Below are 16051 nucleotides of genomic sequence, written 5' to 3'. Positions count from 1 at the left end.
GTACGTCACGCAAGCCAAAAATGGCGAGAACCGAGAAGACGGCGAGAAACCACCAATCGTGGGGGTTCCGGGGGGCTCGGCCCCCCGGGCAGACACGGAACCCCATGGCGAAGCCGATCCCCGAAAGGGGTCGGCGAGTATGCGAGCGGAGGGTGTGGGATTCGAACCCACGAGGACTGTCACCAGCCCTGGGCGCTTTCAAGGCGCCTGCACTAGTCCACTATGCGAACCCTCCAAGCGAGGTCCACGATAGCGGTCCGGCCGCATCGACGCGTCCTCCGGTGTGAGGTGGTCCGGTGAATGGGCATGGTCACCGGTGGAGGGGTGGTGCGTCATGGCCGAGGGCGTGTCCGTGGACGTCGGTGCGGTGAAGCATCGGCTGGGCCGGGTGGGCGTCTGGCTGGTCTCGGCCTCCGAGGCGCCGGCCGAGGTGGAGCGCCGGGTGGCGGTGGCGATCGAGCAGCTCGGCTACTGCGCGTTCTGGTTCGGTGAGACGCCGCGGGGCAAGGAGGCGTTCACACATGCCGCGGCGGTGCTGTCATGGACGGAGCGGATGCTGGTGGCGACGGGCATCGCGAACATCTACGGTCGTGACGCGGTCGCGGCCGCCAACGGGGCGGCGACGCTGGACGACGCGTGGCCGGACCGGTTCGTGCTGGGGCTGGGTGTCAGCCATGCCCCGTCGGTGACCTCGCGTGGGCATGACTACGGGCGGCCGGTGGCGACGATGCGTACCTACCTCGACGCCATGGACTCCGCGGAGTCGGCCCTGCCGGTGGCCGTGCCGCGTGTGCTCGCGGCGCTGCGTCCCCGGATGCTGGAGCTCGCGCGGACGCACGCGCAGGGCGCGCACACCTACTTCACGACGCCCGCGCATACGGCACGCGCCCGGGAGGTGCTCGGCGAGGACGCGATCCTCGCGGTGGAGCAGGCGGTCGTGGTCGGTACGGACGCGGAGGCGGCCCGCGCCGCCGCGCGGGAGTACGCCGCGTTCTACCTGCGCCTGCCGAACTACCGTAACCACCTGCGGGAGCTGGGCTTCTCCGAGGCGGATCTCGACGGCGGCGGCAGCGACGCGCTGATCGACGCGATCGTGCCGTCGGGCGACCCGGACGCTCTCGCGGAGCGGGTCCGGGCCCACCACGACGCCGGCGCCGACCACGTCTGCGTCCAGCCGATCGCCGCCACGCTCGATGAGCAGGCCGAGCACCTGCGCCTGCTGGCTCCGGTTTTGACGACCTGAGACGCCGTACGAAACCCACGCCCGTACGAGGTCAGGGCATCGGCCACTGCCGCCACTCGCACGCGTCGCGCCACCCGTCTGCGTCGGCGGCCCAGCCGATGAGCACGGTGAGCGCCGTACGCAGGTCGGTGGCGACCGCCTCGAAGTGGCGCTCGGGCGCCCCCTCGCGGTACTCGATGACGTACGTCGCGTCGACCTCGCGGTACACCTGCATGTAGTGCTGTCCGCCGGGGACGTCGACCCGGTCCACGACGAGGAACTGGTTGCCCGGTCCCAGCTCGCCGAGCAGCCGGAACAGCAGCGCCTCGCTGGGCGCGTCGTACGACCGGCCGCTCGCGGTCTCCGCGCGCAGCGCCCATTGCCCCATTCCCCGGACGCTACGACATTTCCAGGCTTGATGAAGCATGGCGGCTTTCGGAGAGGCCTCCCCTACGTTTCTCATCATCCAGTCCGAAACAGGGGGAGCACACCCAGTGAAGCGGATGAAGACCATCGCGGTCGCGGCCGGTGTGGCCGCCGCGGTGACCACACTGTCGGTCGGCGCGTGGGCCGCCACCGGCGACTCCAAGCCCGCGCCGAAGAAGGCCGCGGCCACCGCCGCGCAGCCGAGCGCGAACACCGCCGCCGCACCCGCCGGCGCGCCGAAGAGCGATCTGCGGTCCAAGAGCAGCGCCGCCGCGGGCCTCGTCAAGCCCGGCCACGTCTTCAAGGTCGGCGCGTGGGTCCGCTCCGCGAACGGCAAGTACGGACTCGTCCTGCAAAAGGACGGCAACCTGGTCCTCTACCAGGGCAAGAAGGCACTGTGGTCCACCGGGACGGGCCGCCACCCGGGCGCGTACGCGGCCATGCAGACCGACGGCAACCTGGTCGTCTACGACAGCGCGAAGAAGGCGCTGTGGTCCAGCAACACCGGCGAACACCCGGGCGCGTCGCTCCTCGTACAGGACGACGGCAACCTGGTGATCTACAGCACGGCCAAGAAGGCACTCTGGTCGCGGCACGTCTCCCTGGGCAGTCTCCAGCCGGGGTACGTCCTGTCGAAGGGCCAGGCCGTCCGGTCGATGAACGGTGACTACCAGCTGCTCCAGCAGACCGACGGCAACCTCGTCCTCTACCGGGGCAAGACCCCGCTCTGGAGCACCGAGACGAGCCGCCACCCGGGCGCGTACACGGTCATGCAGACCGACGGAAACCTGGTCGTCTACGGCAAGGACAAGTCGCCGCTCTGGCACAGCAACACCTCGAGCCACTCCGGCGCGCACCTTGAGGTGCAGAACGACGGAAACCTGGTCATCTACGGCACCGGCCACAAGGCGCTGTGGTCGCGGCACATGGCCATCGGCGGCCTGCAGCCCGGTCAGAAGCTGACCACGGGCAACGAGGTCCGCTCGCCGAACGGCGTGTACTCGCTCCAGGCGCAGACCGACGGCAACGTCGTGCTGTACAAGGACGGCAGGACGCCGATCTGGAGCACCGCCACCAAGGGCTCGGGCGTGTACGCCCTCATGCAGACGGACGGCAACTTCGTCGTCTACACGGGCACCAAGCCGCTGTGGAGCTCGAACACGGGCGGCCACCCGGGCGCGACCCTGGCGGTGCAGGACGACGGCAACCTGGTGGTCTACCAGGACAAACACCCTCTGTGGGCCAGCCGCAAGTAACCCTCGCCGACGGCCACGGCCCCGTGATCACCGATGTGGTCACGGGGTCGTTCCGCGTACACGGGAACCGAGGCGCCCGCCCGCGTCGTCCAAGGCCGTGTCGATCCGGCGGCGACGCCTCGTCCTGTCCGGCTCACTCGCCGTTCTCGTGGCCGTGAGCATCCTGACCGTCGGTCATCACTACACGTGGGCCTACCGCCGCGTCTACCGTGACGCCCGCCTCGCCGGGCTGGCCGCCGCGCGCACCCTCCCCAGTGAAGAACAGATGCCCGACGCCGGACCGACCGTACTCACGCTCCTCGCCGGAGGGCGTCACAAGGTCACAACCGTGCAGCCGGGTGCCCGGGGCGTGCGCGTCTGGATGATCAACCGGCTCATCGACGGCCTGCGGTCCCTGTCGCGCGGTGACCTCCTACGCCCATCCGTGACCTACCGGCCGGCCCAGATGGCGATCATCGCGTGGCGACCTCAGGAGACCGCACTCGCGCCGACGCACCAGATCGTGCCGTGGACGCTGCGGCCGCTCCCGGCGAGCCAACAGGCGACCTGCTCGCTCTTCAACGGGACCGAGGCCGAAGCCGCCGCGCGGCTGGCCGCATCGGCGCCATCCGGCACCTACTGGCGTAGTGGTTCCCGCCTCTATTCGGTGGTCTTCCGGCCGTTGCTACCCGACGAGTCCGGCTGCACCGCGATCTCCCCGTAGGCCCGGCGTACCGCAGAGGACGTTCCGGGAAAGTCCGATGACGCTCTGCTTTCCTCTACTAGTCTGTCGGTGCATGGCGAGAAACGAACAGGATCCCGCAGCGAGCACGCAGCAGTTCCGGGCCTTCGCCAACCGCGGCGGAGGTGAGGCCGCGAAGCAGGGCCCCAACACCGGATTGATCGTCGGCCTGGTCATCGGCGTCGTGGTCGTCGTCGCGGTGATCGCCGTGCTCGTCCTCTAGATACCGGTAGATACCGGGCGCCGCTCAGTGCCCGGTGGCGGAGAAGTGCTGGAAGTCCCACGGGCCGCCCCAGCTTCCGCCCCAGCCCCAGCCGATCGAGCGGAACGCCTTCACGACCTTGTCATTCGCGTGGATGAGCCCCGGGTCGTGGCGCTTGCGGTTGCCGTACTTCACGCACCGCGGGTGCTCGATGTGACCGTTGGGGTGCACGTAGGGGTTCTCGCAGGTGTTGAGGTCGACCGCGTGCCCGTACGCGTGCTGTGACCACGAGCTCGCGCCCGTGGCGTTGCGGCAGTTGAACGCCGAGGTGTTGTCGGCCTCGATCGACTTGAAGTCGCTGCCGCCGTATTTGTCCACGAGCTCCATGCGCCGGATCGGGTAGCGCTCGTCGTACAGCTTGTGGAAGACCTTCACGATCTTGCCGGCGACGTCTTCGTTGACGACCATCTCGCCCTCGTGGGGCTTCTTGTCCATGCCCCAGTACGTCATCGTGATCAGGCGCAGGTCGCCGACGCCGACGGGGCAGCCGGGGTGCCAGGAGTGCTTCACGGTCGCACGGGTGACCTTGCTGATCTTGGCGGAGAACGGCCGGGGACCGGTCGGCGAGGCCTTCGACGGTGAGGGCGAGGCGGACGCGGGCGTCGACGGCGCCGTCGAGGCGGCCGCCGCCGGCGGGGACGCCGCGGCGCCGGACCCGCCGCCCCCGCAGGCCGACGAGAGCGTCACGCAGAGTCCGGTCGCGAGGATTCCGAGAGTCGCGCGTCTCATCTTCAAAGGATTACACGGGTCAGCTTCTCGGCCCTGAAGGGGGCCGAGCTTGCAGCTCTGGCCCGTACCTGGCGGGTACGGGCCAGGCCGCGTCGTCGGCAGCGTGACTCACTGCCCAGCCCGCCGCACCGCGCGTGGCGATGTTGCGGGCTGCGTTGATGTCGGCGTGCTCAGCGAAGCCGCACGACATGCAGGCGAAGGTGGCCTGGTCGGGCCGGTTCTTCTTACTGATGTGGCCGCACGCGTTGCACCCCTGGGAGGTGTAACCAGGGTCCACGAACACCACCGGAACCCCGGCACGGGCCGCCTTGTAGACGATGTAGGCGCCGAGTTGGGCAAAGCTCCACGAATGCAAGGTGACCCGCTGGGGCTTGCGGAGCCGTACCCTCTCGCGGATACCGCCCAGGTCTTCCAGGGCGATGCCGCGACAGGTGCGTTCAGCCTCGGTCACCAGCTGCTTGGAGATGAAATGGTTGGTATCGGCCGCGAAACGCGCCTCCCGGCCCGACAGCTTCCGCAACAGCCGCTTAGCGGACTTGGTGCCCTTCTTCTGCAAACGCTGGCGGAGACGGCGATTGCGGTGCCGGACCCGGTTCAAATGTTTACCGGCGTGGACAGTGCCATCAGAAGTGACGGCGATGTTCGCGATGCCGAGATCGACGCCGAGAAACCCCTCCTCGGGCTCGCGTATGTCGGGTTCAGGGATGTCGCAGGTCGCGTACAGGTACCAGTTCCCACCTCGGAACACCAGATCCGATTCACCACGCCGATACTCGGTCAGCAGCTTCATCTGCTCGGGGGAGCACTGGAACCCGATACGGCCCAACCGGCCGTGGACGGTCCAGCTCGATACCGTGCGGGCATCGAGCTGCCAGGACAGGCAACGATCATCGAACGGCTGGGCGGCGTCCTTACGGAACCGGACCGGCGTGCTCTCTGCTTTGATGCGCCGCTTGGAGCCTTCGGGCCCGTATTTTCCCGCCTTCAGATTCGCCTTCAACGTCGCATAAGCCCCCGCGGCTTTGCGAACCGCGTGGATCGTCGGCTGAGCGGACAACCCCATCTGTTTCAACTCGCCATAAACCAGACGCTGCAAAGACGTCTTTCCCATGACACCAGTGTCGAAAGCGCGACGGGAGGCGTGGTTCGCGGCGATGTTGCACAAACGCAGCGTCTCCCGCAGAGCCGTTTCGGCCGCCTCATCCGGGAGCAGCTTCACCTGCACACCAGCTTCACGACCAGCATCGTATGGCCGACATCTCCACGATGCGCTCCGAACGCCGCAAATACGCGGGGACACGGCATCGTCCAGCTCCTGCATCGTCCTCAAGGCCACAAACGCCCGGACTGACCGGCACACTTCCGGTCCGCTGCCACACGGCTACACGGCACTCCTTGGATGCGACTCCTCCCGGCCGTGAACGGTCGGGACTCCCCGCAAGGATTCGTTGAAGCCGTGCTTCGGACACTTTCATGCGGGACGATGTGGCTGCCATGTCCGGCGGACAGAGGACCGATCATGGAGGAAACGGACCCCAAGCGCCGCCCGCCGCTCGGTATGCGTGAGATCACCGCGGTGGGCAGCGGACTCGGCACATTCATCCTGGTAGACGCGATCATGATGTACTCCGCGTTCGAACGGAACATCATGCACGACCACGACACCAACCTGGTGGCACAGGCGTTAGCCCTGATGCTGCTCGCGTGGGGGCTCGGTGGCTTCCTCGCGTGGAAGATGACCGGGTTCATGCGCCTGTACGGCGTGGGGCTGATGTGCGGCTGGACCTTCCTGACGCTGTTCTCGCTCGGCTTCTGCACCGGCCTGAACCCCAGGGTCTAACGTGCCTTGGCGACCCGGTCGGCGATGGCGGTGAACGCGCGGCCGATGGCCTGAAGGTCGGCGGGGTCGACCACGTCGACGAAGAACTCGCGCACCGCCGCGACGTGGTCGACGGCGGCCTTGGACAAGAACGCGAACCCGTCCTCGGTGAGCTCGGCGAAGACACCGCGCTTGTCCGCACCGCAGTTGTTGCGCGCCACGAGGCCCTTGCACTCCAGGCGCGAGACGGTGTGGGAGAGGCGGCTGCGCGACTGGCTGGCGACCTCGGCGAGCTCCGCCATGCGCAGCCGCCGCTCGGGCGCCTCCGACAGGCGTACGAGGATTTCGTACTCGGCCATGGTCAGGCCGTGCTTGGACTTGAGGTCACGGTCGAGAAGGTCGGCCAGCCGCACACTGCCTTCGACGTAGGCACGCCAGTCGCGCTGCTGAGCGGCGTCGAGCCAGCGCGGTTCGGTCATATCTCGATCCTACCGCTTGATTGAATATTCAACAAAGTTCGGCACCCGGCCGCCCCCCGGATGATCTCATCGGTCGCCCCGCCGGGCGAGTGTTTTCGTGACCTGCACGGACGTTGAAACTTCAACCGAGACGGCTACTCTGACGGCAGAGTCACCGGAGCGGCAGCTCCAGGAATAGTTGAATTTTCAACTTGGTTGCACGGCGTGTAACCCGACCGAGGAGGGCACGATGCCTGCCGTAACCGCCGATCCGCTGACCCTGACACGACTTCCCCGGCTCCCGGAGCAGGACACCGCCTGGCGTCCCGTCCGCCGCGTCATCACCGCCGCGCGCCACCTCGAGGGCGAGGGCTTCGAGGTCCGCCGGCCCTTCCCGGGCGTCGACCTCTCGCTCGCGGATCCGTTCCTGCTGCTCGACCACATGGGCGCGGTGGAGTACGCCCCCGGCGAGGCGCGAGGCACACCCTGGCATCCGCACCGCGGCTTCGAGACCGTGACCTACATCATCGACGGCGCGTTCCAGCACCAGGACACCACCGGTGGCGGCGGTCTGATCACCGACGGCGCCACCCAGTGGATGACCGCCGGCGCCGGGATCCAGCACATCGAGCAGCCCCCGCCGGAGCTGGTCGCCTCGGGCGGCCTGTTCCACGGCGTGCAGCTGTGGGTGAACCTGCCCCGCGAGCGCAAGTGGGTGCCGCCGCGCTACCAGGACATCGAGTCCCGCGACGTGGCCCTGCTGAGCAGCGACGACGGCTCGTCGATCGTGCGAGTGATCGCCGGTGAGCTGGCCGGGCACCAGGGTCCGGGGGTCACCTACACGCCGATCACGTACCTGCACGCCACCGTCGCCCCCGGCGCGCGGCTCACGCTTCCGTGGCCGCGCGACTTCAACGCCCTGGTGTACGCCCTGAGCGGTCGCGGCACGGCGGGGCCGGACGGGCGCCCGGTGGACGAGGGGCAGCTCGCGGTGTTCGGCCACGGCGACGCGCTGACGGTCGCCGCCGCCGACTCCCAGCCCCTGGCGTCGCGGAGCGGCTGGGAGATCCTGGTCCTCGGCGGCCTGCCGATCCGCGAGCCGGTCGCGCGCTACGGGCCGTTCGTGATGAACACCCGCGAGGAGATCATCGAGGCCTTCCAGGACTTCCAGGCGGGCCGGATGGGCACCGTCCCGGCCGAGCGCGTGCCGCACCGGAGCAGCGCGGACGAGTCCGTCGAGGACTGACGGGCTGATCCCGGCGGTACGTACCGGCGCGCCGCGGTCACGCGCGGCGCGCCGTACCGCCGAGCTGTTCCAGGCCGGGCTGGTCGTCGCGGACACGCCGCACCGGCGTACGGGGAGGGGGCGCGGCGATGAACGCCCTGGTCGATTGTTTGTTCGAAAAAGAGCGCCGCTTCTCCTGACGGCGCCTCGCCTCGTGCGCTACGGTGATGAACCTCTTCGAACAGAGTTTCGACCAGCAATGAGGGAGGTGGGGCCGGTGGCGACCCTTACCGCTCCGGTCGCGACGCGCTGCCGTCCACGGCATCGCGCGACACGCCGTAGCACTTTCTACGGAAATCTACGGCCCCAGCTATATCCCCTCATAAAGTCCGAGAGCGTGGACCCCGTGCGCAATCCCTACGCCCCCGGTGCCGGACAGCGACCGCCCGAGCTGACCGGCCGCGATCGCGAGCTCCAGCAGTTCGACGTCGTGCTGGAGCGTGTCGCCCGCGGGCGCCCCGAGCGCAGCATGATCCTCACCGGGCTGCGGGGTGTCGGCAAGACCGTGCTGCTCAACACGTTCCGGTCGATGGCGATCCAGAAGCTCTGGGGCACCGGCAAGATCGAGGCGCGGCCCGACCAGTCGATCCGCCGCCCGGTCGCCTCCGCTCTCCACATGGCCATCCGCGAGCTGGCCCCCCGGCACCGCGCGCCCGACCGCATCGAGGAGTTCCTCGGCGTGCTCAAGGCGTTCGCGCAGGCCGACGCCGATCCGCCCAAGGGCAAGGCCGTGCCCCGCCGCTGGAACCCCGGCATCGACGTGCCCGCCGCACGCGGCCGGGCCGACTCCGGCGACCTGGAGATCGACCTCACCGAGCTGTTCGTCGACGCGGCCTCGGTCGCCACCGACCTCGGCGTCGGCATCGCCCTCTACGTCGACGAGATGCAGGACATCCCGGCCGACGACGTCTCGGCGCTCTGCGCCGCCTGCCACGAGCTGTCGCAGAGCGGCGGCCCGCTCATCGTCGTCGGCGCCGGTCTGCCCCACCTGCCGGCCGTGCTGTCGGCGAGCAAGTCCTACTCCGAGCGGCTGTTCCGCTACGCCCGCATCGACCGGCTCGACCGGGACGCCGCCGACCTCGCCCTGCTCGCCCCGGCCGAGCGCGAGGGCGTCACCTTCACCCAGGACGCGCTCGACGCGCTGTACGACGCGGCCGACGGATACCCCTACTTCGTCCAGGCGTACGGCAAGGTCGCCTGGGACATCGCGCCCGAGACGCCGATCAACGACGGTGACGTCCGCGTCGCCGCGCCGGAGGCCGAGGGTGAGCTGGCGGTCGGCTTCTTCGGCAGCCGGTACGAACGCGCCACGCCCGCCGAGCGCGACTACATGCGGGCGATGGCCTCGCTCGGCGACGAGCCGGTGCTCACCGCCAACGTCGCCGACGAGCTGGGCCGCAAGCCCTCCAGCCTCTCGCCCGCCCGCGACGGCCTGATCAAGAAGGGCCTCATCTACAGCGCCGAGCGCGGCCTGGTCGCCTTCACCGTCCCGCACTTCGGTCATTTCCTCAGATCGCAGCCGGTCTGAGGGCCGCTACCGCTCTCTAGGTCACTCTTGCGCTGCGGCTAGAAAGCCGTAGACAACGCCATCGGCGCGCTGCCTGTTGGCGAGTATTCGCCTGTCTTGCTTATTCGCTAGAGAGGAGTAGAAAACCCGATGACCCCGAACACGCCTGTGGCCGCCCGCGTACTCGCCAGGCGGCCACAGGGGAATGCTCCGGGGTCACTCAGTCGTCGAAGAGGTCCTCGAAGAAGCTCCGCCGCTTCTTCTTGTGCCGATACTTGTCGCCGTAGGGGCGCTGTTCGTACCGGCGATCGTCGTCGTAGTGCTGTTCGTATCGATGGTCCTCATACCGCGGCGGCGGCGCGGCCGGAGGAGCGTAGCCGGGACCGGCAGGGTTGCCGGACCACTGCGACTCGGCGCTGATGAGGTGGTCGAGCTCGCCACGGCCGAGGAAGATGCCGCGGCACTCGCCGCACTGATCCACCACGATGCCGCTCCGCTCGTACTGGCGCATCTGACCCTGACACTTCGGACACGTTACGGCGCTCACGCCCGGTTCAACGCGGCACACGTGCAGTCGAGTTCCTTATAAGGCCCTCTAGCCGAGCCGCAAGAGAGCGCTATACGTCGGCAGACTCAGGCGGGCGTGTGGATGCGGCGGGGGCCGGAGTCGTCGTCCTGCTCCTCGTGCCCGCCGGCCCAGACGATCCCGGCGCGCACGTGCTGCCGCCGCCCGTCGACCGGCACGGCGAACACCACCTCCGCCGCCCGCCCGTCGATCCGCGCCGGGTACACCACGTAGCGAACGCACAGCTCACGCCACGTCTCGGTGGGTCGCGCCGAGGTGAGGTCGTCCTCGTGCTCGCGCCACGCTTCGCTCGCCCGCAGCCGCGCGTGCGTCTGCTCCAGCGGCACGTCGAGCACCTCGCACGGCGTCGCCTTGCGGGAGCGTTCGACGGCGAGGGCGAGCTCCGGCGAGAGGGTCAGCAGCAGCGCGGTCTCCGCCGCCAGGATCAGCACCGCCCCGGCGCCGGCCCGGCCCAGCACCGCGGCGCCGGTCTCCGGAACGCCGGCCGAGGCGACGGCCGCGACCGTCAGCAGCGCCGCGCGGACGAGCCCGCGCCGTCCGGCCGGGGCCGAGCTGAGGTCGCCGAAGCACCCGCATCCCTCGTCGGTGCCGCGCCGCGCGAGGTCACCGATGATCCACGTGGCCGTGCCGAAGAACACCACACAGGCCAGACGTACCAGGCCCATCGGAGTCACCAGCAGGGCGACGCCGATCGTGCCCTCGGCGACGGCCACGCCGTAGACGAACGGGCGCCGGCGGTGCGGCACGCCCCCGGGGTCGGGGTCGCGTACGGTCAGCTTCGCGGTGCAGGCCAGCAGCAGCACACTGGCCAGAAACGGGATCTGCAACTCCCGTACAGCCTCGGTCATCACAAGTCCACTCGTGCGGTCACGTTGAAGCACCCGGCGTCGAGGTCGCCGCCGAGGTCGACGAAGGCGGCCCTGGTCAGCTCGATGACCCGGCCGCGCGGCGAGATGCCGCAGCAGACACAGCGGTCGCAGAAGCGCGCCGCCACGCAACCGCACTCGATGACCGGAACCCGCGTCGCCAGGCCGGTGCAGTCGTTGCGGACGTGTACCTCGCTGGCGATCGACAGCAGCGGCAACGGCAGGGGCGTGGCCGGACCCGTGCCGCAGCCACCCGCGTCGCCGTACGGGTCGAGCGCCGGATAGGCCGCGCCGCGCCGCCCGGCGGGACCGTCGAACCAGGTCGCGGTGCCGCGCAGGATCCGCGGCACCGATCCGGAACGGTGGGCCGGCGGATGCTCGGCGTGCGAGGCCGGCTGCGGCGACTTCGACGCCGGCAGCAGGCCGTGGATCTCACCGCCCCGGCGCACGCCGATCACGTCGATCAGCGCGCCGGGCTCCAGCCGCGGGTGACGCACCCGGATGCGGGTCATGGCCTCGGCCGGGATGACCAGCGCCGTACGGCCGCGGTGGGGGCCGCAGTCGACCTCGATCGCGCGCCCGGACCGGCCGGCGATGACCCCGGTCACGCGGGTGATGTCGACCCAGACGCGCTCGGCCACCGCGCCGCCGGTGCGGGACGGGCGCACGACGACGTCACGGCCGGACCGGAGGGCGCTCACGCCCGCCTTGCCCGCGTGCCAGACGAACACGTCGGCCGCGATCGGCATGCGCACCTCCTCGCCGTCCGGTGCGGCCAGGACGAGCAGGTGCGGGCTGGCGTCGACGACCGTACCCTCGACGCCGCGCAGGGGGCGGGCACCGGCGTCGTACGGCTCGGACGCCCGGTCGCCGGACACGGCTTCGCGGAGCCGGCGTCGGCGCAGGACGAGATCGCGGGTGGGCGACGGCATGGGGGTCTCCGGAGCTTGATGATCGTAAGTCGTCAGGCGTTGAGTAAGACTGCATGTCAAGACTTACCCCGAGCCCTCCTTCTGTCGACTCCTTTGTCCAAATAAACCAATGAACCTCAAGGGAAATACGTGACAATTATTCGCGATGCGGCCTGGTGTGTTGACCGGAATATGAGATTCGACTTGGTCCATAATTACGATCTTCATGCGATCGTCGGGCCTGGTGGCAACAGCACTCCCCAGGCTTCCGGACGGTCACGTGGGCGCACTACCGCAGGACGAGTTCCATGACTTCGTGGCCGCGCGACGGCCGACGTTGCTGCGTGCGGCCATGTTGCTGACCGCGGACCGGGCCGACGCCGAAGATCTTCTCCAGTCCGCGCTGACCAAGACCTACCTCGCCTGGGAGCGGATCAACGACCGCGGCGCGCTGGACGGTTATGTGCGCCGCACGATGGTGAACATCAACATCTCGTGGTGGCGCCGCAGGAAGCTCGAGGAGTACCCCACCGACGAGCTGCCCGACACCCCGATCGCCGACCACACGCGCCGCAGCGAGCTCCGCGACGGCCTGGACCGGATCCTCGACCGGCTGCCCGCCCGCCAGCGCGCCGCCGTCGTCCTGCGCTACTACGAGGACCTGACCGAGAACGAGATCGCCGAGGCCCTCGGCGTCAGCGTCGGCACGGTCAAGAGCACCGTCTCCCGTGCCATGGCCAAGCTCCGCGACGAGGCCGCCGGCGAACTCGCCTCGCTCGAGTGACCGCCCACCGAACTCGCGCCACTTCGTTGATCGCAGGGTGCTGACAACCGCGCACGGTCGGGACAGAATCCGACTCACCACCCTCGAACGTGGAGGCCGCCGTGTGGAGCACGATGCAGGACTATCCACTGACCATCTCCTCGATCATGCGATACGGCACCGGGATCTTCGGCGACAGCGAGGTCGCCACCTTCACGGGCGACGGGGTGCGCCGCACCTCGTACGCCGAACTGGGCCGGCGCGCGGCGCGCCTGGCGAACGTACTGCGTGACCTGGGCATCGACGCCGACCAGCGAGTCGCGACCTTCCAGTGGAACACCACCGAGCACCTCGAGGCGTACCTGGCGATCCCCTCGATGGGCGCCGTCATGCACACCCTCAACGTCCGCCTGTCCGCCGACCAGCTCGTCTACATCGCCGACCACGCCGAGGACGAGATCGTCATCGCCGATGGTTCGCTGGTGCCGCTGCTCGCCCCCGTGCTGCCGAAGATGAAGACCGTACGGCACGTCATCGTCATCGGCGACGCCGACATGTCCGCGCTGTCGTCGTCGGGAAAGACACTGCACTCGTACGAGGAACTGCTGGCCGGGGCGTCCGAGACGTACGACTGGCCCGAGCTCGACGAACGCCAGGCGGCGGCGATGTGCTACACGAGCGGCACGACGGGCAACCCCAAGGGCGTCGTCTACTCGCACCGCTCGGCGTACCTGCACTCGATGGCGGCCTGCACGGGAAACGCCTTCGCGCTGTCCGCCGCGGACCGGGTGCTGCCCGTGGTCCCGATGTTCCACGCCAACGCGTGGGGGCTGCCGTACGCCGCGCTCATGGCCGGCGCGTCACTGGTGATGCCCGACCGGTTCCTGCAGGCGGAGCCGCTCGCACGCCTCATCGAGGACGAGCGCCCGACCGTGTCCGGCGCCGTACCGACGATCTGGAACGACCTGCTGCGGTACGCCCGCGAGCACGGTTCGGACCTGAGCTCGCTGCGGCTGGTGCCGTGCGGCGGATCGGCCGTCCCGGAGTCGCTGATGCGCGGGTTCGAGGAGCTCGGCGTGCACATCGTGCAGGCGTGGGGGATGACCGAGACGTCACCGCTCGCCTCGGTCGCCCACCCGCCGCCCGGCGTCGCCGACCCGTGGCCGTACCGCGCGACCCAGGGGCGCTTCATGAGCGGTCTGGAGGCACGGGTGGTCGGCGACGGCGACCGCGTCCTGCCCGCCGACGGCGCCGCCGTCGGCGAGATCGAGGTACGCGGCGCGTGGGTGACCGCGACGTACTACAAGGACGAGGACCCCTCGAAGTTCAACGAGGGCTGGCTGCGCACCGGCGACGTCGGCATGGTCTCCCCCGACGGCTACCTGACCCTGACCGACCGGGCCAAGGACGTCATCAAGTCCGGCGGCGAGTGGATCTCCTCGGTCGACCTGGAGAACCACCTCATGGCCCACCCGGACGTGATCGAGGCCGCGGTCGTCGGCGTACCTGACCCCCGATGGGAGGAACGCCCGCTGGCCTCGGTCGTCCTACGCGCGGGCGCGGAGGTGTCGGCGCGGGACCTGCGCGCGTTCCTGGCCGAGCGCGTGCCGAAGTGGCAGCTGCCGGAGCGGTGGACCTTCATCGCCGAGGTGCCCAAGACGTCGGTGGGCAAGTTCTCCAAGAAGACCTTGCGCCAGATGTACGCCGATGGCGGACTGGAGGTCGTACGGGCGGATTCCTGACTGGCGTTGTCAGGAGATTTTCGGCCAGTATGCCAAGTGCGCCCAGGCGTGGGTCTGCTCCTGGACGTTGGCGAACAGCCAGTCGGTGAACCTCGCGTGGCTGCGCGTGGGAGCGGTGTCATCCTCGCAGTAGGACCAGACCTCGGGATCCTCGCCCGCGCCGCGGAGGAAGTCGAACTGCGTGCCCTGGTGCATGAGGATGACGCGATCCTCGCCGGTGAGCGCGAGGCCTGTTCCGGCCAGCAGCTCCTCGGCGGCCCGCCGCAGCCCGAGCACGTGGGGGTGGAAGACGTCACACCCTTGCAGGAACCGCCCCGCGCCGGCCCCCGCGAGCTCGAGAAAACACCGGTAGGCGAACGCCAGCGGCGCGGGCTGGTCGTCGTCGACCTGCTGGATGAGATCGCCGCCGAGCCCCTGGATGTCGTCGTCCGACGCCGTGGTGCCGTCGGAGACCATCGCGAGACAGGCCCTGACCCGCTCCTCGGGCGACAGCCCCACCAAGACGTCGTCCCTCGCCCGCTCCATGCCACCCCCGGTACGTTCGTCTGTAAAGCCTGGTACATGGTGGGACGCACGAAATGAGGCCAATGTTCCGACGTATCGCCAACGATGCGGCGGGGACGAGGCATCCACTTTGCCGGAAGGCCTGGTTGCCCGGTACCCTGTGTGCGGCCTGAGGGCTACCAGGAGGCTTCGCCTAGTCCGGTCTATGGCGCCGCACTGCTAATGCGGTTTGGGCTTATCGTCCATCCGGGGTTCAAATCCCCGAGCCTCCGCTCACCGACCAGGGCCTTCCCCGCGAACACGCAGAGGAAGGCCCTTGGTCGTTCCAGGGGCTTGGACGGTCCCAGTTGCAGTTCCCGTTGCAGTTGTCATCCCTCGCCCCACAGGGCGGCGCCCATGCGGTTGCCCGCGTCCTGGACTTGAGCGGCGGCCACGTGGGTGTAGCGCTCGGTGGTGGTCACGCGGGTGTGGCCGAGGACCTCCGCGCACTCCGGCTTGCTTGAGGATGGCCTTCCACTCGCGCCAGTCCTCCGTACGCTCGATGGGAGTGCCGCGCTTGGTGGCGAACACGAGGTCGTGATCCTGCCAGAGCTCGCCGGCCTTGCGTCGTTCGGCGTCCTGGGCCTCTTTGTGCTCCTTGAGGATGGCCAGCAGCTCAGGCGGGCAGTACAGGGTCAGCTTCTTGCGGCCCCTTGCGTTGCCGAAAGACCAGGCCGCCGCTGTGGCGCTTCGGGCACCTGTCGGCGTGGCCGACGCAGTCCTTGGGGCAGGGGCGTTTCGGGCATGTGTGGCCTGACCGGGTGCATCCTTCCCGGCCGTCCGACGTGTGGCGATGAGTCGAACACTTCTTCTTGCAAGGCTTTCGGTGCCACTGCTCGCCGCACTTGTTCGGGTCGCCGCAGCCGTGCTTCCAAGGTCGTCGCTGGACCTGGAACTGAAGTTGCCCCGGCTTGGTAGACACTGCGAGGCTTGCGGCTATGCAGCAGCGTAGCCG

The 16051-nt window shown here is 69.2% G+C and carries 17 protein-coding genes and 2 tRNA genes; 10 read left to right on the top strand and 9 right to left on the bottom strand.

The annotated features are described in order from the left end of the window. Positions 1-146 precede the first annotated feature (146 nt). Positions 147-235: transfer RNA gene (locus tag ABEA10_RS27045), tRNA-Ser, on the bottom strand. 99 nt (positions 236-334) lie between these two features. Between ABEA10_RS27045 and ABEA10_RS27040 the strand changes: the two genes are divergently transcribed. Then, the gene (locus ABEA10_RS27040; protein WP_345468740.1) at positions 335-1243 is read left to right on the top strand and encodes a TIGR03620 family F420-dependent LLM class oxidoreductase; all 909 of its coding nucleotides are present in this window, start codon (positions 335-337) and stop codon (positions 1241-1243) included. 31 nt (positions 1244-1274) lie between these two features. Here ABEA10_RS27040 and ABEA10_RS27035 read toward each other — a convergent pair whose 3' ends face one another. Continuing rightward, complete coding sequence (locus ABEA10_RS27035; RefSeq protein WP_345468739.1) at positions 1275-1610, bottom strand: hypothetical protein; 336 nt, start codon at positions 1608-1610, stop codon at positions 1275-1277. Positions 1611-1716: 106 nt separating this feature from the next. Here ABEA10_RS27035 and ABEA10_RS27030 point away from each other — a divergent pair, with 106 nt between their 5' ends. From ABEA10_RS27030 to ABEA10_RS27020, 3 genes are all read left to right on the top strand, one after another. Next, complete coding sequence (locus tag ABEA10_RS27030; RefSeq protein ID WP_345468737.1) at positions 1717-2904, top strand: hypothetical protein; 1188 nt, start codon at positions 1717-1719, stop codon at positions 2902-2904. Positions 2905-3001: 97 nt separating this feature from the next. Then, the gene (locus ABEA10_RS27025; protein WP_345468736.1) at positions 3002-3607 is read left to right on the top strand and encodes a hypothetical protein; all 606 of its coding nucleotides are present in this window, start codon (positions 3002-3004) and stop codon (positions 3605-3607) included. 73 nt (positions 3608-3680) lie between these two features. Continuing rightward, complete coding sequence (locus ABEA10_RS27020; protein ID WP_345468735.1) at positions 3681-3848, top strand: hypothetical protein; 168 nt, start codon at positions 3681-3683, stop codon at positions 3846-3848. 24 nt (positions 3849-3872) lie between these two features. Here the strand turns inward: ABEA10_RS27020 and ABEA10_RS27015 are convergent, their stop codons facing one another. Then, positions 3873-4616 (bottom strand): M15 family metallopeptidase, encoded by a 744-nt coding sequence (locus ABEA10_RS27015; RefSeq protein WP_345468734.1) that lies wholly within the window; start codon positions 4614-4616, stop codon positions 3873-3875. Between the two features lie 19 nt (positions 4617-4635). Then, a complete protein-coding gene (locus ABEA10_RS27010; RefSeq protein ID WP_345468733.1) occupies positions 4636-5841 on the bottom strand; it encodes an RNA-guided endonuclease InsQ/TnpB family protein in 1206 nt (401 codons plus the stop codon). Positions 5842-6135: 294 nt separating this feature from the next. Here ABEA10_RS27010 and ABEA10_RS27005 point away from each other — a divergent pair, with 294 nt between their 5' ends. Then, complete coding sequence (locus tag ABEA10_RS27005; RefSeq protein WP_329249290.1) at positions 6136-6456, top strand: hypothetical protein; 321 nt, start codon at positions 6136-6138, stop codon at positions 6454-6456. On the opposite strand, the gene ABEA10_RS27000 is transcribed toward ABEA10_RS27005, so the two are convergent. Then, complete coding sequence (locus ABEA10_RS27000) at positions 6453-6914, bottom strand: MarR family winged helix-turn-helix transcriptional regulator (protein WP_345468731.1); 462 nt, start codon at positions 6912-6914, stop codon at positions 6453-6455. The genes ABEA10_RS27005 and ABEA10_RS27000 overlap by 4 nt on opposite strands. 229 nt (positions 6915-7143) lie before the next feature. Between ABEA10_RS27000 and ABEA10_RS26995 the strand changes: the two genes are divergently transcribed. Beyond that, the gene (locus ABEA10_RS26995) at positions 7144-8139 is read left to right on the top strand and encodes a pirin family protein (protein ID WP_345468729.1); all 996 of its coding nucleotides are present in this window, start codon (positions 7144-7146) and stop codon (positions 8137-8139) included. 385 nt (positions 8140-8524) lie between these two features. Then, positions 8525-9706 (top strand): ATP-binding protein, encoded by a 1182-nt coding sequence (locus ABEA10_RS26990; RefSeq protein ID WP_425550969.1) that lies wholly within the window; start codon positions 8525-8527, stop codon positions 9704-9706. 199 nt (positions 9707-9905) lie between these two features. Here ABEA10_RS26990 and ABEA10_RS26985 read toward each other — a convergent pair whose 3' ends face one another. The 3 genes from ABEA10_RS26985 to ABEA10_RS26975 form a co-directional block, all read right to left on the bottom strand. Continuing rightward, positions 9906-10232: a TFIIB-type zinc ribbon-containing protein gene (locus tag ABEA10_RS26985; protein ID WP_345468727.1), complete on the bottom strand. Its 327-nt coding sequence runs from the start codon at positions 10230-10232 to the stop codon at positions 9906-9908. An 86-nt stretch (positions 10233-10318) separates the two neighbouring features. Continuing rightward, positions 10319-11119, bottom strand: coding sequence for a MauE/DoxX family redox-associated membrane protein (locus tag ABEA10_RS26980; protein WP_345468726.1), 801 nt, complete (start codon positions 11117-11119; stop codon positions 10319-10321). Beyond that, positions 11119-12069 carry a hypothetical protein gene (locus tag ABEA10_RS26975; protein ID WP_345468725.1) on the bottom strand — a complete coding sequence of 317 codons (951 nt, stop codon included), beginning with the start codon at positions 12067-12069 and terminating at the stop codon, positions 11119-11121. The genes ABEA10_RS26980 and ABEA10_RS26975 overlap by 1 nt, the downstream gene beginning before the upstream one ends. Before the next feature lie 223 nt (positions 12070-12292). Here ABEA10_RS26975 and ABEA10_RS26970 point away from each other — a divergent pair, with 223 nt between their 5' ends. After that, entirely contained in the window at positions 12293-12832 is a 540-nt protein-coding gene (locus tag ABEA10_RS26970) for a SigE family RNA polymerase sigma factor (protein ID WP_345468724.1), read from the top strand. 113 nt (positions 12833-12945) lie between these two features. Beyond that, positions 12946-14553, top strand: a complete 1608-nt coding sequence (locus ABEA10_RS26965) for a fatty acid--CoA ligase (RefSeq protein WP_345468723.1) — start codon at positions 12946-12948, stop codon at positions 14551-14553. A 9-nt stretch (positions 14554-14562) separates the two neighbouring features. On the opposite strand, the gene ABEA10_RS26960 is transcribed toward ABEA10_RS26965, so the two are convergent. Continuing rightward, positions 14563-15078 (bottom strand): hypothetical protein, encoded by a 516-nt coding sequence (locus ABEA10_RS26960; RefSeq protein WP_345468722.1) that lies wholly within the window; start codon positions 15076-15078, stop codon positions 14563-14565. A gap of 161 nt (positions 15079-15239) precedes the next feature. Between ABEA10_RS26960 and ABEA10_RS26955 the strand changes: the two genes are divergently transcribed. Then, a tRNA-Ser gene (locus ABEA10_RS26955) sits at positions 15240-15329 on the top strand. The last annotated feature ends 722 nt before the right edge of the window (positions 15330-16051 follow it).

Origin of the sequence: Actinoallomurus oryzae, assembly GCF_039541955.1 — a bacterium.
Taxonomy (GTDB): Bacteria; Actinomycetota; Actinomycetes; order Streptosporangiales; family Streptosporangiaceae; genus Actinoallomurus; species Actinoallomurus oryzae.
This window is presented reverse-complemented; position numbering and strand designations above follow the sequence as displayed.